General features: G+C 67.7%; 16 protein-coding genes. 6 read left to right on the forward strand and 10 right to left on the reverse strand.

Annotation, left to right across the window (positions count from 1 at the left end):
* Positions 1–16: 16 nt before the first annotated feature.
* The 3 genes from AADJ02_RS07875 to flgB are packed head-to-tail and all read right to left on the reverse strand — an operon-like array spanning position 17 to position 1170.
* Entirely contained in the window at positions 17–340 is a 324-nt protein-coding gene (locus tag AADJ02_RS07875) for a flagellar hook-basal body complex protein FliE (protein WP_341212441.1), read from the reverse strand.
* A gap of 9 nt (positions 341–349) precedes the next feature.
* Positions 350–760: a flagellar basal body rod protein FlgC gene (flgC, locus tag AADJ02_RS07880; protein ID WP_341212442.1), complete on the reverse strand. Its 411-nt coding sequence runs from the start codon at positions 758–760 to the stop codon at positions 350–352.
* 17 nt (positions 761–777) lie between these two features.
* A complete protein-coding gene (flgB, locus tag AADJ02_RS07885; protein WP_341212443.1) occupies positions 778–1170 on the reverse strand; it encodes a flagellar basal body rod protein FlgB in 393 nt (130 codons plus the stop codon).
* A gap of 67 nt (positions 1171–1237) precedes the next feature.
* Here flgB and fliI point away from each other — a divergent pair, with 67 nt between their 5' ends.
* On the forward strand, positions 1238–2641 hold the full coding sequence (gene fliI, locus AADJ02_RS07890) for a flagellar protein export ATPase FliI (RefSeq protein ID WP_341212444.1): 1404 nt from the start codon (positions 1238–1240) through the stop codon (positions 2639–2641).
* 83 nt (positions 2642–2724) lie between these two features.
* Positions 2725–3978: an Hsp70 family protein gene (locus AADJ02_RS07895; RefSeq protein ID WP_341212445.1), complete on the forward strand. Its 1254-nt coding sequence runs from the start codon at positions 2725–2727 to the stop codon at positions 3976–3978.
* Positions 3979–4082: 104 nt separating this feature from the next.
* Here AADJ02_RS07895 and AADJ02_RS07900 read toward each other — a convergent pair whose 3' ends face one another.
* The 5 genes from AADJ02_RS07900 to AADJ02_RS07920 all read right to left on the reverse strand — a co-directional run bounded on the left by AADJ02_RS07900 (position 4083) and on the right by AADJ02_RS07920 (position 8760).
* Positions 4083–5063, reverse strand: a complete 981-nt coding sequence (locus AADJ02_RS07900; protein ID WP_341212446.1) for a branched-chain amino acid ABC transporter permease — start codon at positions 5061–5063, stop codon at positions 4083–4085.
* Positions 5063–5950, reverse strand: coding sequence for a branched-chain amino acid ABC transporter permease (locus AADJ02_RS07905; RefSeq protein ID WP_341212447.1), 888 nt, complete (start codon positions 5948–5950; stop codon positions 5063–5065). Before AADJ02_RS07905 ends, AADJ02_RS07900 begins: the two co-directional genes overlap by 1 nt.
* A gap of 75 nt (positions 5951–6025) precedes the next feature.
* Positions 6026–7228: an ABC transporter substrate-binding protein gene (locus AADJ02_RS07910; protein WP_341212448.1), complete on the reverse strand. Its 1203-nt coding sequence runs from the start codon at positions 7226–7228 to the stop codon at positions 6026–6028.
* Between the two features lie 46 nt (positions 7229–7274).
* Positions 7275–8018, reverse strand: coding sequence for an ABC transporter ATP-binding protein (locus tag AADJ02_RS07915; RefSeq protein ID WP_341212449.1), 744 nt, complete (start codon positions 8016–8018; stop codon positions 7275–7277).
* On the reverse strand, positions 8011–8760 hold the full coding sequence (locus tag AADJ02_RS07920) for an ABC transporter ATP-binding protein (protein ID WP_341212450.1): 750 nt from the start codon (positions 8758–8760) through the stop codon (positions 8011–8013). Before AADJ02_RS07920 ends, AADJ02_RS07915 begins: the two co-directional genes overlap by 8 nt.
* 310 nt (positions 8761–9070) lie before the next feature.
* Between AADJ02_RS07920 and AADJ02_RS07925 the strand changes: the two genes are divergently transcribed.
* Both AADJ02_RS07925 and AADJ02_RS07930 read left to right on the forward strand, forming a co-directional pair.
* Positions 9071–9643, forward strand: coding sequence for a TRAP transporter small permease subunit (locus AADJ02_RS07925; RefSeq protein ID WP_341212451.1), 573 nt, complete (start codon positions 9071–9073; stop codon positions 9641–9643).
* Complete coding sequence (locus AADJ02_RS07930) at positions 9643–11028, forward strand: TRAP transporter large permease subunit (protein ID WP_341212452.1); 1386 nt, start codon at positions 9643–9645, stop codon at positions 11026–11028. Before AADJ02_RS07925 ends, AADJ02_RS07930 begins: the two co-directional genes overlap by 1 nt.
* Before the next feature lie 80 nt (positions 11029–11108).
* On the opposite strand, the gene AADJ02_RS07935 is transcribed toward AADJ02_RS07930, so the two are convergent.
* A complete protein-coding gene (locus tag AADJ02_RS07935) occupies positions 11109–12194 on the reverse strand; it encodes a TRAP transporter substrate-binding protein (RefSeq protein WP_341212453.1) in 1086 nt (361 codons plus the stop codon).
* A gap of 197 nt (positions 12195–12391) precedes the next feature.
* Here AADJ02_RS07935 and AADJ02_RS07940 point away from each other — a divergent pair, with 197 nt between their 5' ends.
* Positions 12392–17545 (forward strand): DUF4011 domain-containing protein, encoded by a 5154-nt coding sequence (locus AADJ02_RS07940; protein ID WP_341212454.1) that lies wholly within the window; start codon positions 12392–12394, stop codon positions 17543–17545.
* Positions 17546–17735: 190 nt separating this feature from the next.
* Positions 17736–18707 (forward strand): DMT family transporter, encoded by a 972-nt coding sequence (locus AADJ02_RS07945; RefSeq protein ID WP_341212455.1) that lies wholly within the window; start codon positions 17736–17738, stop codon positions 18705–18707.
* A gap of 108 nt (positions 18708–18815) precedes the next feature.
* Here the strand turns inward: AADJ02_RS07945 and thiC are convergent, their stop codons facing one another.
* Positions 18816–20627 (reverse strand): phosphomethylpyrimidine synthase ThiC, encoded by a 1812-nt coding sequence (thiC, locus tag AADJ02_RS07950; RefSeq protein WP_341212456.1) that lies wholly within the window; start codon positions 20625–20627, stop codon positions 18816–18818.
* Between the last annotated feature and the right edge of the window lie 14 nt (positions 20628–20641).

The raw sequence follows: 20641 nt of genomic DNA on the forward strand, positions 1-20641 counted from the left end.
CCCGTCGGTGCCGCGATCAGAGCGGCATCCGCATGATTTCCTGATAGGCCTCGACGACCTTGTCGCGCATCGAGACCATCATTTTGACGGTGCTTTCCAGCTCGAGCGTCGCTTCGACGACACGCTGCGTGCCGACCTCGCCCGTCAGGCCCTTCTGCGCGACCGTTTCGGCCTCGCGGATGGTTTCGACCGCGTTGGTGGTGGCGCCGCGCAGCATGTCGGAAAAGCTTTCGCCCTCGCCGGCTGCTTTGGCGGGGCCGGGAAGGCCCGACAATTCCTGCGAGGACCGGTAGGCACCGCGGACGTTGGAGGTGGAGAGGATCGACGAGAACTCGGTCATCGGTCAGCCTTATCTGAGAAGGTCGAGCATCTGGGTGCGCATGTCGCGTCCGGCTTCGAACATGTTCATGTTCGCCTCGTAGCTGCGCGAGGCCTCGCGCATGTTGCCCATTTCGAGGATCGGGTTGACGTTGGGCATCTTGACCATGCCCTTCGCGTCCGCCGCCGGGTGTGCGGGGTCGTGCACCAGTGTGAAAGGGGTCTTGTCGCGGCCGATCTGCTCGACCTTGACCATCGAGGCCCCCATGTCGCGGTCGACCATTTCCTCGAAGGAGAGGGTCTTGCGGCGATAGGGATCGGCGCCCGGCGTGTTGCCGGTCGAGTCGGCGTTGGCGACGTTCTCGGACACGACCTTGAGGCGTTCGCCCTGCGCCCGCATGCCGCTGGCGGCGATGGCGCTGATCGAGGAAAGCGGATCCATGGCGATCTCCTAAGCGCTCAGCGCTGGCCGGTGACGGAAAGGGTGAGCAGGTCGTGGCCCTTGCGGTAGAGCTGCGCCGCGAGGCGGTAGCTTTCGCTGACCTCCGCGGCCTTCACGGTCTGTTGTTCAAGCACGACGGTGTTGCCGTCGATCGAGCGCTCCCAAGCGGCGACGTCTGTCATCACCCGCGGGCCGCCGTTGCCGCCGCTGCCGGTGGAGATGTGCCGCGCATTGGTGGTGGCCATGCCGGATTGCGTGCCCGCCAGCATCGACTCGAACCCAGCCACATCCTTGGCCAGAAAGTCGGGCGTGTTGGCGTTGGCGACGTTCTCGGAGATCACCTTTTGGCGCGCCGCGAGCCAGTCGAGCCGCTTTGAAGCAAGAGCAAAGAAGGACATGCCGTCGAGCATTTGCGTTTCCTTTCCGGTCGAGCATGGATAGCATGTATAAATTGGCATGACTACCGGGGTGAGTTCCATGCAGACCGCATTTTCCGATCTGACGTCGCAACTGCGCAACGCTCCCGAGGCGCGCGTGACCGGCGAAGTGCGCGCGGTGCTGGGTCTGTCTCTCACGGTAAGCGGGCTCGAGCGCGCGGTGGGCATCGGCGGGCGCTGCACGGTGCATGGGGCGCGCGGAGCGGTTTTGGGCGAAGTCGTGGGCATCGACGCGCGCGGCACGCATCTGCTGCCCTTCGGCTCATGGGCGGGGGTGGTGGTGGGCGACAAGGTCGAGAGCAGCCCGCGCGGCGATCTTGTGCGCCCGGACGCGGCGTGGATCGGCCGGGTGGTCAACGCTCTGGGCGAGCCGCTCGACGGTCGCGGACCTCTGATGGAGGGAGAGGCCCCCCGGATGGTGCGTGCCGGGCCACCCGCCGCCTTCGCGCGCCGCCGCGTCGGCGCGCGGCTCGACACCGGCATCAAGACGCTCGACGTCTTCGTGCCGCTGTGCCGGGGCCAGCGCATGGGCGTCTTCGCGGGCTCCGGCGTCGGCAAATCGACCCTGATGGCAATGCTGGCGCGCGGCGCGCAGGCCGATGTGATCGTCGTGGGGCTGGTGGGCGAGCGGGGCCGCGAGGTGCAGGACTTCATTCAGGAGGACCTTGGCCCCGACGGCATGGCGCGCTCGGTCATGGTGGTCTCCACCGGTGACGAGCCGCCGCTCATGCGCCGTCAGGCCGCCTGGACCGCGACGGCGGTGGCCGAGCATTTCCGCGATCAGGGCCTGCAGGTACTGCTGCTTCTCGACAGCGTCACCCGATTTGCCATGGCGCAGCGCGAGATCGGGCTGGCGGCCGGTGAGCCGCCGACCGCCAAGGGATACCCGCCCACCGTCTTCGCCGAGCTGCCGCAGCTTCTGGAGCGTTCCGGTCCCGGAGCCGAAGGGCAGGGCGACATCACCGGGCTCTATACGGTGCTGGTCGACGGCGACGACATGAACGAGCCGGTGGCCGACGCGGTGCGCGGCGTGCTTGACGGTCACGTGGTGCTCGACCGCGCCATCGCCGAGCAGGGGCGCTTTCCGGCGGTGAATATCCAGAAAAGCATCTCGCGGATGCTGCCGGCCTGCCATTCGCCCGCCGAATACGCTGTGCTGCAGGCGGCAAGGCGCAGCCTCGCGCGGCACGCCGACATGGAGGAGCTGATCCGCATCGGGGCCTACAAGGCGGGCTCTGACGAAGAGGTCGACGCCGCGATCCGCTTTGCGGCCCCCGCCGACACCTTCCTGAGCCAGCGCAAGGGCGAGGCGATGGTGGCGGATGAGAGCTTTGCCGAGATCTACCGGATGCTGAGCGAAGCCGGGATCAACGTGGCCCTGCCCAGATCGCCCGCGCCCCCTGCGCCGTTGCGCCGCGTCGGGCAGGTGGCCCCGTCCGCCTGAGGGGGCTTTCGCGCAGGCGCGCGGGGCGCTAGACCGGTCCGCTCGAAACGGCCCTCCCGGGGCCGTATCCGGCGGAGAACACCATGCATCCTGTGGCCTGCGGCATCGATTTCGGCACCTCCAATTCCACCATGGGCCTCGGTGCCGCGCGCGGTGCGACGCTGATCGCGCTCGAAGGCGAGGAAACCACGCTTCCCAGCGCTGTGTTCTGGGAGGTGGACGATCCCGCGCCGATCTTTGGCCGCGCTGCGATCTCTGCCTATGCCGAGGGTGAGGAGGGGCGGCTGTTGCGTGGCCTGAAAAGCACGCTTGGCTCGTCGCTCATCACCGAGCGCACCGCCATCGGCCGCCGCTCGGTGAGCTTCGTGGAGATCCTGGGGCATTACTTCGGCCATCTGCGCGCGCGACTCGATGCCGCGGCGCCGGGGGTGGAGCGTGCGGTTCTGGGTCGCCCCGTGCATTTCGTCGATGACGACCCGACGGGCGACGGCGCGGCGCAGGATGCGCTGGAGGAGATCGCGCGCGGGGCGGGCTTCACCGAGGTCGGTTTTCAATACGAGCCGATCGCGGCCGCGCTGCATTACGAGAGCGGCATTTCCTCCGAGGAGCTGGTGCTCATCGTCGACATCGGAGGCGGCACATCGGACTTTTCGGTGGTGCGCGTTGGCCCCGACCGCATGGCGCGACCCGACCGCGCGGACGACATCCTTGCCAACGACGGCATCCGGGTGGGCGGCACCGATCTCGACCGGCTGCTGAGCCTTGCCGCCGCGATGCCGCATCTGGGCTTTGGCACCCCGATCCGCGGGGGCAAGGGCGACATGCCGCGTCACTACTATGTCGATTTCGCCACGTGGCACCGCATCAACCGGCTGTACGCCGCCCGCGCCTTGTCGGACCTCAAGGCGCTGTTGCGCGAGGCCGACGCGCCCACCTTGGTGGCGCGGATGGTGCGCGCGGTCGAGGATCGGCGCGGCCACGCGCTGGCGATGGCGGTTGAGGGCGTGAAGGTCGCGCTCTCGGAAGAGGAGGCCGCGCGTCTCGAGCTGAAGCCGCTGGTCGGCGGGCCGAACCCGGTTGTCACGCGCGCGTTGTTCGAGGAGGCCGTCACCGCGCCGCTCGAGAGGATCGGCGCGCGCTTGGACGCGGTGCTGGCGCAGGCCGGGATCGGGCCGGACGCCATCGGCACGGTGTTCATGACCGGCGGCTCAAGCCGTCTTCCGGCGCTCCGCGCTCTGGTGGCCGCACATCTGCCTGGGGCCAGAATCGCCACCGGCGACATGCTGGGCTCTGTCGGCACCGGTCTGGCCTTGGAGGCCGGTCGCCGTTTCGCCTGAGGGTGACTTTACTCTCCAAATACTCAAATCCGCCGCATCGCCCCGGGCACTCACGCAAAAGGCCCGGGCGATCCGCCCGGGCCTTTGCCTGTAGTGCTGGCCGATCAGAGCGGCCGCTTGATCCATTTCGAGATCACGCCGACGATGCCTTCGCGGAACAGCAGCACGCCGAGCACAAAGATCACGCCCTGAATCACCGTGACCCACGCGCCCATGGAGGCGAGGTAGTTCTGCATCGTCACCACGATGGTCGCGCCCAAGAGCGGGCCGAACACCGTGCCGACCCCGCCCAGAAGTGTCATCAGCACCACTTCGCCCGACATCGACCAATGCACGTCCGTGAGCGATGCCAGTTGGAACACCTGGCTCTTGGTGGCACCCGCCAGCCCGGCGAAGGCCGCCGAGAGCACGAAGACCATGAGCTTGTAGCGGTTGACCCTGTAGCCCAGCGAAATCGCGCGCGGTTCGTTCTCGCGGATCGCCTTGAGCACCTGACCGAAGGGCGAGTGCACGATGCGATAGAGAAACAGGATGCCGCCCAAGGTCACGGCGAGGACGAGGTAATAGAGCGCCTCGTTGCTGTCGACCGGGAAGATCCCGAACAGGGAGCCGCGCGGCACCGACTGGATGCCGTCCTCGCCGCCGGTGAAGTCGGCCTGCAGCGCGAAGAAGTAGAACATCTGCGCGAAGGCCAGCGTCACCATGGCAAAGTAGATGCCCTGCCGCCGGATCGCGAGCGCGCCGATCAGCAGCCCCAGCAGGGCCGCCGCCAGCGTGCCGACGAGGATCGAGGCCTCGGGCGTCCAGCCCCAGACCTTGGAGGCGTGGGCCGCCACGTAGCTCGCGCCGCCAAAGTAGGCGGCATGGCCGAAGGACAAGAGCCCGCCGAAGCCCAGTAGCAGGTTGAAGGCCGCCGCGAAGAGGGCAAAGCACATCACCTTCATCGCGAAGACCGGATAGACCAGCAGCGGCAGCACCGCGAGCACGATCAGCAGCACCGCAAAGATCGCCATGTGCAACTTGGGCATGCCCACGGTCGCGGGGCGGCGTTCGTTGGGACCGGGTTGGATGTCGCTCACGCTCATCAGTTGTTCCTCCCGAACAGGCCTTCGGGCTTGATCATCAGCACGATGGCCATGATCACGAAGATGACGACGGCCGATCCGGCGGGGTAGAACACCTTGGTCAGGCCCTCGATCACACCAAGGCCAAATCCGGTGACGATCGCGCCCATGATCGAGCCCATGCCGCCGATCACGACAACCGCGAAGACGACGATGATCAGATCCGCGCCCATGTTCGGGTTCACCGAGTAGATCGGTGCTGCGAGCACGCCCGCAAAGCCCGCCAGCGCCACGCCAAAGCCGTAGGTCAGCATGATCATCAGCGGCACGTTGATGCCGAAGGCGCCCACGAGGGTCGGGTTCTCGGTCGCAGCGCGCAGATAGGCGCCGAGCCGGGTCTTTTCGATCACGAACCATGTGCCGAAGCAGACGATGACCGAGGCCACGACGACCCAGCCCCGATAGTTGGGCAGGAACATGAAGCCGAGGTTCTGGCCGCCCGAGAGCTGCGACGGGATCTGATAGGGCAGGCCCGAGATGCCGTAATAATTGCGAAACAGCCCCTGAATGATCAGCGCGACGCCGAAGGTCAGCAGCAGCCCATAGAGGTGATCGAGATGATACAGGCGCCGCAGCGCCAGTTTTTCGAGGATGATGCCCGAGGCGCCCACGATCAGCGGCACCAGAAGCAGCGCCCACCAATAGTTGATGCCGAGGTATTCAAGGAGCATCCACGACACGAAGGCGCCCAGCATGTACTGCGCGCCGTGGCTGAAGTTGATGATGTTCAGAAGGCCGAAGATCACAGCGAGCCCGAGCGACAGGACCGCGTAGAACGACCCATTGATCAGCCCGAGCAGGAGCTGCCCCATCAGAACCTGCGGCGGAATGCCTAGGAGTTCGAACATGCCTGTCCCGTTCTTGTCAGTTGGCCCCCGAGGGGGCGGGGGTGGGCGCGCCTTTGGCGGCGCGCCCGGTCAGGATCAGCCCTCGTTGGCGAAGGCGCAGCCCGAACCTTCCATCGGCAGGAACGCTTCCTCGCCGGGGATGGTGGACACCAGCTTGTAGAGGTCCCACTCGCCGGTCGATTCCTCGGGCGTCTTCACCTCGTAGAGGTGCATGTCGTGGATCACCCGGCCGTCCTTGCGCACATAGCCCTTGCCGAACAGCGGATCGTCGAACTCGTTGGCCTTCATCCATTCCGCGACCACGTCGCCATCGGTCGAGCCGGTGGCCTCGACGCCCGCGAGGTAGTGCATGGTGCCCGAGTAGACACCGGCATGAACCATGGTGGGCTTGGAGCCGAACTCTTCCTCGAAGCGGGCCGACCATTCGCGGGTCTTGTCGTCGTGATCCCAGTAGAAAGCCTCGGTCAGAACGAGACCTTGGGCGGTCTCGGCACCAAGGGCGTGCACGTCGGTGATGAACATCAGCAGGGCGGCGAGCGATTGGCCGGACTGGGTGATGCCGAACTCGGAGGCCTGCTTGATGGCGTTGACGGTGTCGCCGCCGGCGTTGGCCAGGCCGATCACGTCGGCGCCGGAGGCCTGCGCCTGCAGCAGGAAGGAAGAGAAGTCGGTGGCCGGGAACGGGTGGCGCACCGAGCCCACCACTTCACCGCCGGACTCGCCGACGATCTTCATGGTTTCGCCTTCCAGCGAATGGCCGAAGGCGTAGTCGGCGGTCAGGAAGAACCACTTCTTGTCGCCGCGCGCGGTCACGGCGCCGCCGGTGCCCTTGGCCAGCGCCGCGGTGTCGTAGGTCCAGTGGATCGTGGTCGGCTGACACTGGTCGGTGGTCAGCGAGGTGGAGCCCGCGCCGCTGTCGATCAGCAGCTTGTTCGCCTTCGCGGTGATGTCGGCCACGGCGAGCGCGGTCGAGGAAGTCGGCACGTCGAGGATCGCGTCGACGCCGTCTTGATCGTACCACTGGCGCGCGATGTTCGACGCGATGTCGGGCTTGTTCTGGTGGTCGGCCGAGATCACCTCGACGGTCATGTTCTTGTCGGCGGCGCCGAAATCGGCGACTGCCATGCGAGCCGCGACGACCGAGCCTTCGCCCGAGAGGTCGGCATAGACGCCTGATCGGTCGTTCAGGACACCGAGCGTCACCTCCATGGCGTCCTGCGCCATCGCGGGCAGGCCGAAGGACGCGAGGGTCAGGGCTCCGAGAATGGTTTTCTTCATGTTTTCCTCCCAGTGGACGGCGCTTTTCATGCGCCTTGCAAAGCCATCAGACGCCCAGATAGGCGTGCAGCTTGTCGATGTTGGCGTCGAGTTCGGCGTTGGGGATCATGTCCACCACCCGGCCTTGGTCGACGACATAATGGCGATCCGCGACCGAGGCCGCGAAGCGGAAGTTCTGCTCCACCAGCACGATGGTGAAGCCCTCCTGCTTGAGCTGGCGGATCGTGGCGCCGATCTGCTGGACGATCACCGGGGCGAGGCCCTCGGTCGGCTCGTCGAGCAGCAGGAGCTTGGCCCCGGTGCGCAGAATGCGGGCGATGGCAAGCATCTGCTGCTCGCCGCCCGACAGCTTGGTGCCTTGGCTGCGCTTGCGCTCCAGCAGGTTCGGGAACAGCTGGTAGATCCGCTCGACCGAAAGCCCACCCTCGGCGATCTTCGGCGGCAGCATCAGGTTTTCCTCGACGTTGAGCGAGGAGAAGATGCCGCGCTCTTCGGGGCACAGCGCGATGCCGAGCTTGGCGATATGGCGCGGCTCGAGCTTGATCGTCTCGGCGCCGCGCATCGTCACCGACCCGCTGCGCTTGGACAGGATGCCCATGATGGCGAGCAGGGTCGAGGTCTTGCCCGCGCCGTTGCGGCCCAGAAGCGTGACGACCTCGCCCTCGCGCACCTCGAAGTCGATGCCGTGCAGCACATGGCTTTCGCCGTACCAGCCCTGCAGGCCCTCGACCTTGAGAAGGGCCTCACCGGTGGCGGCGGGGCGTTGGCTCATGGTGGCGGCGTCAGTCATGTCCGGCTCCGATATAGGCGTCGATGACGTCCGGGGATTTGGAAACGGCGGCGTAATCGCCCTCGGCGAGGATTTCACCGCGAGCCAAAACCGTAATCTTGTCAGAGAGATCCGCGACGACTTTAAGGTTGTGCTCGACCATCAGGATGGTGCGGTTCGCGGCGATCCGCTTGATCAGTTGCGAGGTGCGCTCCACGTCCTCGGAGCCCATGCCGGCCATCGGCTCGTCGAGCAGAAGCATCTGCGGGTCGAGCGCCAGCGTCGTGGCAATCTCCAGCGCCCGCTTGCGCCCATAGGAAAGCTCGCCCGCGCGGTTGTCGGTGAACTGGGTCAGGCCCACCGCGTCGATGTGTTCGCGCGCCTCGTCGTCGAACTGGGTCAGCCCGCGCTCCGAGCGCCAGAAGTCGTAGCTGTCGCCACGCTTGCGCTGCAGCGCGATGCGCACGTTCTGCAGCACGCTGAGATCAGCGAAGACGGCCGAGATCTGAAAGCTTCGCACCATGCCGAGCCGGGCGATGTCGGCGGGGGCCATCTTGGTGATGTCGCGCCCGTCATAGGTGATGGTGCCGCGCGTCGGCTGCAGGAACTTGGTCAGCAGGTTAAAGCAGGTGGTCTTGCCCGCGCCGTTGGGTCCGATCAACGCATGGATCGAGCCGCGCTCGATCATGAGGTCGACCTTGTTGACGGCGACAAAGCCCTTGAATTCCTTGGTGAGCCCTTCGGCCTTCAGAACGGCGTCCATCAACGGCCGCCCCGCGATTGCGGCACGGCAAGCGTGATCTTCGTCACGGCCTTCCTCCCAATATCCTCCCGCCTCCGTTTCTCCCCGGGCGGTTTGAATGGAGGCTAGGCAGCGGGTGGGGCGGCTGTCAACTGCGGGCTTCAGGATCGTGCCGCAGACGCGAGGTCAAGGCGCGTTTGCGCGGAATTGTGGCGGCCAATGCCAAGAGACCGGGCGATTTTTCCGATGCCGCACCGCATCGGAGCGTTGCGACACAAGGCCCCGACGTGCCATGACGTCGCGCAATGAATTGCCCACGAGGGAGGGAAGGATGCGCGCGCTCGCGGCGGTCGTCACCGCCATATCGGCCCTGAACCGGATCATCGGCCACGTCTTCTCCTGGCTCGCGCTGGGGATCGTCGTGGTCTGCTTCACCGTGGTGGTGCAGCGCTACGTCTTCGCCGTCAGCTTCATCTGGATGCAGGATCTCTACATCTGGCTCAACGGCGCGATGTTCACCGCCGTGGCGGGCTTTGCGCTTTTGCGCGACGACCACGTCCGCGTCGACATCTTCTACCGCCCTGCCTCGATCCCCAGAAAGGCGTTGATCGATCTGATCGGCGTGGTGCTGTTCCTGCTGCCGTTCTGCGTGATCGTCTATCTCTACGCGATGCCCTTCGTGCAGCGGTCCTGGAGCTACTTGGAGGCTTCGGCCAACGTCGGCGGCATGCCGGGGCTGTATATCCTCAAGAGCTTCATCATCGTCTTTGCGGTGCTGGTCGGGCTTCAGGGCCTCGCGATGGCGGGCCGTTCGATCCTGACGCTCGCCGGGCGTGACGGGCTGCTGCCCGAAAAGCTGCGCTATACCCTGACCCCCGATCACGCGACCGAGGCTGCCGAATGATGGACATGACGCTTATCGGTGAGATCCTGTCGGGTCTCATGTTCTTCGGCATCATCGGCTTTCTGATGCTGGGCTTTCCCGTGGCCTTCACGTTGGCGGGCGTGTCGCTGCTGTTCGGCCTTGTGGGCTGGATGATCGGCGTGTTCGACCCGTCGAACTTCGGCAGCCTGCCAAGCCGTTACATCGGCTTCATGTCGAGCGAGGTGCTCGTCGCGGTGCCCTTGTTCATCTTCATGGGGGTGATGCTGGAACGCTCGCGCATCGCCGAGCAATTGCTGCTCACCATGTCGAAGCTGTTTGGCAACCTGCGCGGGGGCTTGGGTCTCTCGGTGGTCATCGTCGGCGCAATGCTCGCGGCCTCGACCGGCGTCGTCGGCGCCACGGTCGTCACCATGGGCCTCATCTCACTGCCCGCGATGCTGCGCGCGGGCTACGACCCCAAGCTCGCCACCGGCGTGATCTGTTCGTCTGGCACGCTGGGGCAGATCATCCCGCCCTCGACGGTGCTGATCTTCATGGGCGACATGTTGTCGGGCATCAATTCCCAAGTGCAGATGGAGAAGGGCAACTTCGCGCCCACGCCGGTTTCGGTCGGCGATCTCTTCGCGGGCGCGCTGCTGCCGGGCCTTATGCTGGTTGTCCTCTATTCGGCGTGGATCATCTTCAAGGCGATCACCGATCCCGAAAGCTGCCCCGCCACGCCGGTGCCGCTCGATGAAAAGCGTGGGCTCTTCAAGGAGGTGCTGGTCGCGCTTCTGCCGCCGCTCTTGCTGATCATGGCGGTGCTGGGCTCGATCCTGGGCGGCGTGGCCACCCCGACCGAGGCGGCCTCGGTGGGGGCTGTCGGCGCGATCATCCTTGCGGCGCTGCGCTGGCGGCTGTCGCTTCGGGTGCTGCACGAGACGGTGGTGGCGACGGCGACGATCACCTCGATGGTGTTCATCATCCTGTTCGGCGCCTCGGTCTTTTCGATCGTGTTCCGGCTGATGGGCGGCGACAACCTCGTGCACGAGTTCCTGTCGAACCTGCCAGGCGGGGCCTATGCGGCCGTGATCGTCGTGATGGCGATCATGTTCGTGCTGGGCTTCATCCTCGACACCTTCGAGATCATCTTCATCGTGATCCCGATCACCGCGCCGATCCTGCTGGCGCTCGACATCGACCCGATCTGGCTCGGCGTGCTGGTGGGGATGAACCTGCAGACCTCGTTCCTGACGCCGCCCTTCGGCTTTGCGCTGTTCTATCTGCGCGGCGTCGCCCCTGCGAGCCTGCCGACCTCGGCGATCTACCGCGGCATCATCCCCTTCGTGGTGTTGCAGCTCATTGGCATCGCGATCCTGTTCGCCTTTCCCGGCATCGTGACCTGGCTGCCGACGGTGCTTTAACCACCGCAAACCCGGTCGAACGGAACGAAAAAGCCCGGATCTTTCGATCCGGGCTTTCTCTTTTTCCGTAGGGGTCGGGATCACATCTCGAAGTACTGCTGACGCGCGCGGATGAAGTTGGCGTCCGCCGTCTCGCCCTTGGTGCGCAGCAGCTTGAGCGAGGAGATGAAGCTCTCGGTGGTGCGCTTGGTCAGGTCGTCGCCGGTGTCGCGCAGTTCGGTCAGCACTTCCTTGGAGGCCTCGGCCGCAGCCTTGAGGATCTCCTCGGGGAACTGCTGCACCTTCACGCCGTGCTCATTCACCAGAGTGTTGAGCGCACGCGGGTCGTTGGCGGCGAAATCCGCCGTGACCATGTCGTACTCGGCCTGCGACACGTCCCGGATGATCGCTTGCAGATCCTCGGGCAGGGCGCTGTATTTCGCCTTGTCGACCACCAGCTCGGTGGCGAGGCCCGGCTCCACGAAGGAGGGGAAGTAGTAGTTCTTGGCGACCTGATGGAAACCCAGTGCCAGATCGTTGTAGGGGCCCACGAACTCGGCCGCGTCGAGCGTGCCCGACTGCAGCGCCTGAAAGATCTCGCCCGCCGCCATGTTGGTAGCGGTGACGCCCAGCTTCTCCCAGACCCTGCCGCCAAGGCCGGGCGTGCGGAAGCGCAGGCCCTTGAGGCTGTCGAGACCGGTGACCTCTTCGCGGAACCAGCCGCCGGCCTGGGTGCCGGTGTTGCCGGACATGAAACCCTGGACGCCGAACTGGTCATAGACCTCGTCCCACAGTTCCTGACCGCCCATGTGGCGCATCCAGCCCGCCAGCTCGCCCGAGGTCATGCCGTAAGGGACGCCAGTGAAGAAGTTCAGCGCCGAGGACTTGTTCTGCCAATAATACGCCGCCGAATGCGACATCTCGGCGGTGCCGTCGATCACCGCGTCGAGCGACTGCAACGGCGGCACAAGCTCGCCCGCCGAATAGACCTGGATCGTCAGCCGGCCGCCCGAAGCGGCGGTGATGCGGTCGGCGAGGCGCTGGGCACCGACGCCGAGGCCCGGAAAGTTCTTGGGCCAAGTGGTGACCATGCGCCAGGTGATGTTGCCCTGCGCCACGGCGGGGGCGGCCAGTGCGGCGGCGCCGGCACCCAGACCGGCCTTGGTGATGAACGAACGACGATCCACGCGTCTCTCCCTGTTCTGTCTGTCTGTCCCGCGCCCCTCCCGGCCGCGGTCACTCGGGCGAGATAAATCCATGCGCAGGGGACTTGTCCAGCCTCTCGCGGCGTTGAGGCATCGGCGGCGGCCTGCCGGGGGTGGGCGAGGCTGTTGACGGCAAAGGGCAAATGGATTCATGTCCGCCCGAGCGCAGGAGAGAACGGATGACGAACCCAGACAGCCAGCTTCCCGCCGTTTCACCGCGCCTCTCGATCGAGATCGACGCCGTGGCGCGGCTCGGGTTTGTCAGCGCGCAGGCGCGCAGCTCGGTGATCCGGTCGCTCGCAATCGATCATGCGGGCGAGACGGCGGTCACGGGTGCGGAGCTGCACTTGTGGGCCGAGCCTGCGGTGCTGCGGCCCCGAAGCTGGGCGATCGAGCGGATGGCGCCGGGCGAACGGCTGGAGATCACCGACCTTGCGGTCGTGCTCGATGCCGTGCGGCTTGCCACGCTGGATGTCGCAGAGCCTGCGACGCTGCGGCTAGAGCTGCGGCAGGGTGGGCAGGTGTTGGCCCGCGCCGAGCGCACGGTGAGCCTGCTGGCGCGCGACGAATGGGGCGGTTTGGGCGAAATGGCGCATCTGCTGCCCGCCTTTGTGCGGCCCGACGCCGCCGTCACGGCGGGGCTGGTCGCGGCGGCGACGACGCTTCTGGAGCAGGCCGGGCAGGGCGCACCCGACGGCTACCGGTCGGGCGATGCGGGCCGGGCCTGGATGCAGGCGGCGGCGGTGTGGTCGGCGGGCTTGGGCTGGGGTCTGCGCGGGGCCGTGGCGGGCGGCGGCGTGGCGGCGCAAGGACAGGTGCTGCGCGCGCCGAGCCGCATTCGGGCCGAGCGACTGGCAACCCCTTTGGACGCTGCATTGCTGCTGGCGGCGGGGGCCGAGGCGCTGGGCCTGAACCCGGTCGTGGCCTTTGCGCAGGGGCGGGTCTGGTGTGGCGTCTGGCTGGTGGATCGCGACCTTGGCCGCGTGGTGGAGCCCGACGCGGTGGCGCTGCGCAAGGCGATCGCCGCGCGCGAGCTTCTGATGCTCGACCCTGAGCTTCTGGGGCGGGGGGCGTCCTTCGAGGCGGCGGTGACGGCGGGGCGTCAGCTCGGCGACGAGGCGCAGGAGGCGGGCTTCATCGCCGCGATCGACGTGACGGCGGCGCGCGCGGCGGGGATCGCGGCCCTGCGCGACACCGTGCTCGACCCCGCGCCTGAGACGGGCGAGGCCGTGGCGCCGCCGCTGCCCTTCGCCCCCGGCGCCTCGGATCTGCCGGTCTCCGAAATCGAAGAGGTCCCCGACACGCCCGAAGGCCGGATCGAGCGTTGGCAGCGCAAGCTGCTTGATCTGTCATTGCGCAACCGGCTTTTGAATTTCCGCGACGGACGCGGCTCGGTGCCGTTCCTGTGCACGGACATGGCCGCGCTTGAGGATCGTCTTGCAGGCGGGGCGAGCGCGACCCCGGTGGCAATGGAGGAGGCCGAGAGCCTTTCCGCCGACGAAATCGCACGGCGCGCGGCGCAGGCGCAGGAGCGCGGCCGCCTCGCGGCACCGCTCTCTGGCACCGATCTGCAATCGCGCCTCGTCGCACTGCACCGCCGGGCCAAAAGCGACATGCAGGAGGGCGGCACCAACACGCTGTTCCTTGCCGCAGGCTTCCTGCGCTGGCGCCGCGAGGGCGAGGACCGGGCCTACCGCGCGCCGCTCCTGCTGATCCCGGCGCGGCTGGAGCGGCGGTCGGCCAAGGCCGAGTTCCGCATCACCCATCTCGAGGACGAGGTGCGCATCAACGCGACGCTGCTCGAATTCCTGCGCCGCGACTTCGCGCTGTCGGTGCCCGGTTTCGACGGGGATCTGCCACGCGACGACAGCGGCATCGACCTTGCACGGATTTTCGATCTCGTCCGCCTCGCGGTGCGCGACATGCCCGGCTTCGAGGTGATCGAGGATCTGGCGCTTTCGACCTTTTCCTTCGCCAAGTTCTTGATGTGGGAGGATCTCGTCGCGCGCAGCGACGACCTGCGCGACAGCCCGCTGGTGCGTCACCTGCTCGACGGGCCGGAGACGGCCTATCCGCAGCCCGACCTGCCGGTGATCGCGCCGCGCGATCTCGACCGGGCGCTGATGCCCGCCGATCTGGTCACGCCGCTTCCCGCCGACAGCAGCCAGCTCGCCGCCGTGGCGGCGGCAGCACAGGGGCGCGACTTCGTGCTCATCGGCCCGCCGGGGACGGGCAAGAGCCAGACCATCGCCAACATAATCGCGCAGGTGATGTCGCAGGGGCGGACCGTGCTCTTCGTGGCCGAGAAGGCCGCCGCTCTCGACGTGGTGCATCGCCGTCTTGCGGCGCATGGCTTGGGCGACGCCTGCCTCGAGCTGCATTCGAACAAGACCGACCGCGCCTCGGTGCTGGCGCAGCTCGGGCGCGGCTGGGACCGCGCGGCGCGGGGGAGCGAGGCGGATTGGGTGCAGGTGACCGAGGATCTGCGCCTCACCCGCGATCAGCTCAACGCCTATGTCGCGGCGTTGCACCGCAACGGACGGCAGGGGTTTTCGGTGTTCGACGCGATCGGGCGCGTCGCCGCGGGCGAGCCGCCGTTCCGGCTCGTCTTCCCCGGACCGGATGCGCATGACTTTGCAAGCTACGCGCGGCTGCGTGACCTCGCGGGCGATCTGGAGCGTCTGGCCGAGGTGGCCGGGCGCGACGCGCCGGTCGATCTGCTGTCGGGGGCCGAATGGTCCTTTGACTGGCAGGAGCGGTTTCTCGGCGCGGCGGTGGCGCTGGGCCGCGCGGCGCGCGGGCTGGACCGGGCGCTGGGTACGCTGTGCGACCGGCTCGGCCTCGCCCCTCGGGCGACGCGCATGACGGCGCGGCGCGAGCTGCTCATGGGGCTGGTGCCGCTAGCGGCAGAGGGCGCGCCCGATCTGTCGGCGCTGCCCGATCTGCCGCTGGCCGAGCTGGACCGCGCCGTGGCGGCGCTTCGCGAGGCCGAGGCGGCGATGGCCTCGGCGCGCGGGCGGCTGTCTGCCGATTACCCCGATGATGCCGACACCCGGATCGATGTCGCCGCCCTCGACGCCGATTGGCGCGCCGCCCAAGCCGGGGTCTGGCCGCTCTCGGCGCTGGCGAAGCGGCGGGTGCGCGGCGTGCTGCAGAGCCATGCGCGTTCGGGCACGGTCGATCCCGGCGGCGATCTCGATGCGCTGCACCGGCTTGGGCGGGCGCGAAGCCAACGCGATACCTCGCCATTGGCGCGGCTGTCGGGTGAGGGGTTCGGGGCCATGGTCGCGGCCCACCGCGCGCTGGAGACGGCGCTGGCCGGGCTCGCGGGCGAGGGGGTGGAGCCCGCGCGGCTCGGCGCGGTGCGGGCCGAGTTGCGCCAGCCGGGGGCGGGGCCCCTGCGCGCGGCACTTTCGGCGCTCGAAGCGGCGGATGCCGAAGCGGCGGCGGCCAGCGAGGCCTTCGAGGCCTTGGGCGGGCGAGTGCCCGAGGACACAGCCCCCGCCGATCTGGCCAAGGCGCTGGAGGCGCTGGACGCCCAAGCCGCGCGGCTGGCGGATTGGACCCGCTGGGTGGCGCTGCGCCGCAAGGCCGAAACGGCTGGTCTGGGTCCGCTGATCGTGGCGATCGAGGCGGGCAAGCTCGACCGGCCCGCCCGCGCCGCCTTCGAGGCCGCCTATGCCGCATGGTGGCTGCCGCGCGCGATGGATGCCGAGCCGCTTCTGCGCGACTTCGCCCATTGGGCGCAGGACGATCTTGTGGCGCGGTTCCGCATGCTCGATGACCGCGCCGCTGCCATGGCCCCCGCCGAGGCGCTGCGCCGGATTGGTGGCGATCTGCCCGCGCGAGACACGGTGCCGCGCGCCTCCGAGCTTGGCGTGCTGCGCCATCAGCTCGGGCTCAAGCGTCCTTCGATGCCGATCCGGCAGCTCTTGGGGCAGATGCCCGACAGCCTGCCGCAACTGGCCCCTTGCGTGCTGATGTCGCCGCTTTCGGTGGCACAATACCTGCCCGCCGGTCAGCCCGCCTTCGACGTGGTGATCTTTGACGAGGCGAGCCAGATCACCACATGGGACGCCATCGGCGCCATCGCGCGCGGGCGGCAGGCAATCGTGGTGGGCGACCCCAAGCAGCTGCCGCCGACCAATTTCTTTGGCCGATCCGACGAGGAGGACGACGACGAAGAGCCAGACGCGCTGTCCTTGCGCGACATGCCGTCGATCCTAGACGAGGTGGCGGCCTCCGGCGTGCCGGTGCGCAGGCTCGACTGGCACTACCGGTCGCGCGACGAGGCGCTGATCGCCTTCTCGAACCACTTCTACTACGACGGCGGTCTCGTCACCTTTCCCTCGCCGGGAACGGCGGGCGAGGCGATCACCCTGCACCGGGTCGAGGGGCGCTATGGGCGCGGCAAGGGTCGCACCAACATCGAGGAGGCGCGCGCCGTTGTCGCGCTGATCCGCGAGCGTCTGATGGCGGCGCTAGCGCAGCCCGAAGGCCAGCGTCACAGCCTCGGCGTCATCACCTTCAACGGCGACCAGCAGGCGCTGATCCTCGATCAGCTCGACGCGATGCGGCGCGAGGTGCCGGAGCTGGAGTGGTTCTTCGACGAGGCGCGCGACGAGCCGGTGATCGTCAAGAACCTCGAGAACATCCAAGGCGACGAGCGCGACGTGATGCTGTTCTCGGTCACCTTCGGGCCGGATCTCGCGGGCAAGCTCTCGATGAACTTCGGCGCGCTCAACACCGAGGGCGGCGAGCGTCGGCTCAATGTCGCGATCACCCGGGCGCGGCGCGAGCTGCATGTCTTCGCCTCATTGGGCGCGGAACACATCGATCTGGGGCGCAGCCGCGCCCGTGGCGTCGCCGATCTCAAGGCGTTTCTCGATTATGCCGATCGCGGCGCCGTGGCGCTGCCCGCGCGCGACGGTGGCAGCCTCGGGCCCGCAGAGAACCCCTTCGAGGAGGCGGTGGCGCGTGCCCTCGAGGCCAAGGGCTGGGAGGTGCGCTGCCAGATCGGGGTCTCGGGCTACCGCATCGACCTCGCGGTGGTGCATCCCGACCGGGGCGGGGCCTATCTGGCGGGCGTCGAATGCGACGGGGCGACATACCATTCGGCGGCCACCGCGCGCGACCGGGACCGCGTGCGCCAGGCGGTGCTGGAGGGGCTTGGCTGGCGGATCGAAAGGGTCTGGTCGACCGATTGGTTCCGCGCGCCGGGGCACGTGGCCGATCGGCTCGACGCACGGCTGCGCGCGGCGCTGGCCGCGGATCGGGCACGGCGCGAGACCGAGCGGCCCAAGCGGTTGTCACTGCCCGCGCCGCAAGGCTGAGAGGGCGGCGAACGGCAGGAGCGATGGCAAGCCTTGACCGGCCGACGCAGGGTCACTAGCCCTGTGGCATGGCCGGTCACGGGGCCGACGATGGCGTCGTCCGTTCCCCCCGGCCACCTCGTCATTTTCGTCCCGGACGCCCGGACGGCCGCGCCCCTCTGACGGGGGGCGTGCATGTTGGGAGACGCCCATGATCCGACCCCGCACCAAAAGCCCCGTCGCCCCCGCCCGTCGTACAGATCACGGCTCCACCGGGACCGGGCTTGCGTTGATGATCCTCGCCATGGCGCTGCTGCCGGTGGGCGACACGCTGGCCAAGCTGCTGACGCAAGCCTTGCCGCCCGCCGAGGTGGTGCTGTGGCGCTTCGCTTTCCAGAGCACGATCCTGCTGCTGCTGGCCGGGATTTTGCGCCACAGACTGCGCGGGGCGATGTTTTCGCCCATCCTTATGCTGTCAGGGCTCTGCGCGGTCGTCACCATGGGCGGTCTTGTCGGGGCCCTTGCAGTGATGCCGATCGCCACCGCCATCGCGATCTTCTTCGTGGAGCCGCTTATCCTCGTGCTGCTCGCCGCGCCGCTCTTGGGCGAAAAGGTCGGCCCGCGCCGTTATGCCGCCGTCGCGGTGGGCTTTGTGGGCGTGCTGGTGGTGATCCGGCCGGGGTTCGAGGGCTTCACCCCGGCGGCGCTGCTGCCGCTGGCCTCGGCCACGGGTTTTGCGCTCAACGCGGTGATCCTGCGGCGCGCCTCGGCCACGCGCTCGGCGCTCACGATCCAGACCGGGGCGACGCTCTATGCCGCGCTGATCGCGATGACGCTGTTCGGGGCAGGCTGGCTCTTGGGGCTGCACGCGCTCAACGTGCCGACGGCACCGGGTTGGGTCTGGGGGATGCTGCCGCTGGTGGGCGCGGTCTCGGCCGGGACCTTCCTGCTGATCGCGGAGGCGTTCCGCCGCTCCGAAGCGGGGCTGCTCGCACCGTTCCAATACCTCGAAATCGTCGGTGCCGTGGCCTTGGGCTATCTGGTGTTCGGCGATCTGCCGGATGCGGCGACCGCGTTGGGCATGGCGATCATTCTCGGCTCGGGCGCCTATGTGGTGCACCGCGAGCGGGTGGCCGCGCGGCAGGGCGACGCCTCGGACAGAGCACTCGCACCGCAAGCATGACAAGAAACGGCGGACCGGGGCCATGCCCCGATCCGCCGCCCTTTGCACTCGTTTCCCGTTCACTCGACAAACATCGCCGCGACGCCTGCCCGGCGCGCGCCCGAAGGCTCAGGCGCTGGTCTCGGGCAGGTAGAGCGCACCGCCCTCGCGGAACTTCTCAGCCATCTTCGCCATGCCCTCTTTCTGGGCCTCGGACCGGATGTCGTGGCTGATCCGCATGGAGCAGAACTTGGGTCCACACATGGAGCAGAAATGTGCCGTCTTGTGGGCATCCTTGGGGAGCGTCTCGTCATGCATCGAGCGCGCGGTGTCGGGATCGAGCGCGAGGTTGAACTGGTCTTCCCAGCGGAACTCGAACCGCGCGCGTGACAGCGCGTCGTCGCGCAGCTCCGCACCGGGATGCCCCTTGGCGAGATCGGCGGCATGAGCGGCGATCTTGTAGGTGATGACGCCGGTCTTGACGTCGTCGCGGTCGGGCAGGCCCAGATGCTCCTTGGGCGTGACGTAGCACAGCATGGCGCAACCGAACCAACCGATCATCGCGGCGCCGATGCCGGAAGTTATGTGGTCGTAGCCCGGCGCGATGTCGGTGGTGAGCGGCCCCAGCGTGTAGAACGGCGCCTCGTCGCAGCAGGCCAGCTGCTTGTCCATGTTCTCCTTGATCTTGTGCATGGCGACGTGGCCGGGGCCCTCGATCATCACCTGACAATCGTGCTTCCACGCGATCTGCGTCAGCTCACCCAGCGTCTCCAACTCCGCGAACTGCGCGGCGTCGTTGGCATCGGCGATCGAGCCCGGGCGCAGCCCGTCGCCCAGCGAGAACGACACGTCGTAGCGGCGGCAGATCTCGCAGATCTCCTCGAAATGCTCGTAAAGAAAGCTTTCGCGGTGATGGTGCAGGCACCACTTGGCCATGATCGAGCCGCCCCGGCTGACGATGCCGGTGACCCGATCGATGGTGAGCGGTACGTGATGAAGCCTGAGCCCTGCGTGGATGGTGAAGTAGTCCACGCCCTGTTCCGCCTGCTCGATCAGCGTGTCGCGGAACACTTCCCATGTCAGGTCCTCTGCGATGCCGCCGACCTTCTCGAGCGCCTGATAGAGTGGCACCGTGCCGATCGGCACCGGAGAATTGCGCAAGATCCAGTCGCGGATGTCGTGAATGTCGCGGCCCGTGGAGAGGTCCATGACCGTGTCGGCGCCCCAGCGGATCGCCCAGACCATCTTCTCGACCTCCTCCTCCATCGAGGAGGTGACCGCCGAATTGCCGATATTGGCGTTGATCTTCACGAGGAAGTTGCGGCCGATGATCATCGGCTCCAGCTCGGGATGGTTGATGTTGGCGGGGATGATGGCGCGGCCGCGCGCGATCTCGTCGCGCACGAATTCGGGCGTCACGTGATCGGGGATCGCCGCGCCGAAGCTTTCGCCGTCGCGCGCGCGGGCCAGCGCGGCATCGCGGCCCATGTTCTCGCGGATCGCCACGTATTCCATCTCCGCCGTGACGATGCCCGCGCGGGCATAGGCAAGCTGGGTGACAGCGCGGTCGCCCGTCGCCCGTCGCGGCGCATGAGTGCGCGGAAAGGGGCGCAGCTTGTCGCTTGTCTCTATGCGCCCGTTGTCCTCGGGGCGGATGTTGCGGCCCTCGTAGTCTTCGGTGTCGCCGCGCGCGATGATCCATGCCTCGCGCGGGCGGGCCAACCCTGCGGCGGTGTCGATCGCAGCCTCGGTGTCGGTATAGGGGCCGGAGGCGTCATAGACCCTCACGTTTGGCTCACCGGCGCTCGGGTGCAGCGCGATCTCGCGCATTGGAACGCGAATGTCGGGATGCAGCGTCCCGGCCTTCCAGACCTTGGATGAAGCGGGGAGCGGACCGGTGGTCACGCGGGGCAGTTCGGGTGGGGTGGTGTTGATCGTCATGCGGCGTCCTTGCG

This window comes from uncultured Limimaricola sp. (assembly GCF_964022235.1).
Classification (GTDB): Bacteria; Pseudomonadota; Alphaproteobacteria; order Rhodobacterales; family Rhodobacteraceae; genus Limimaricola.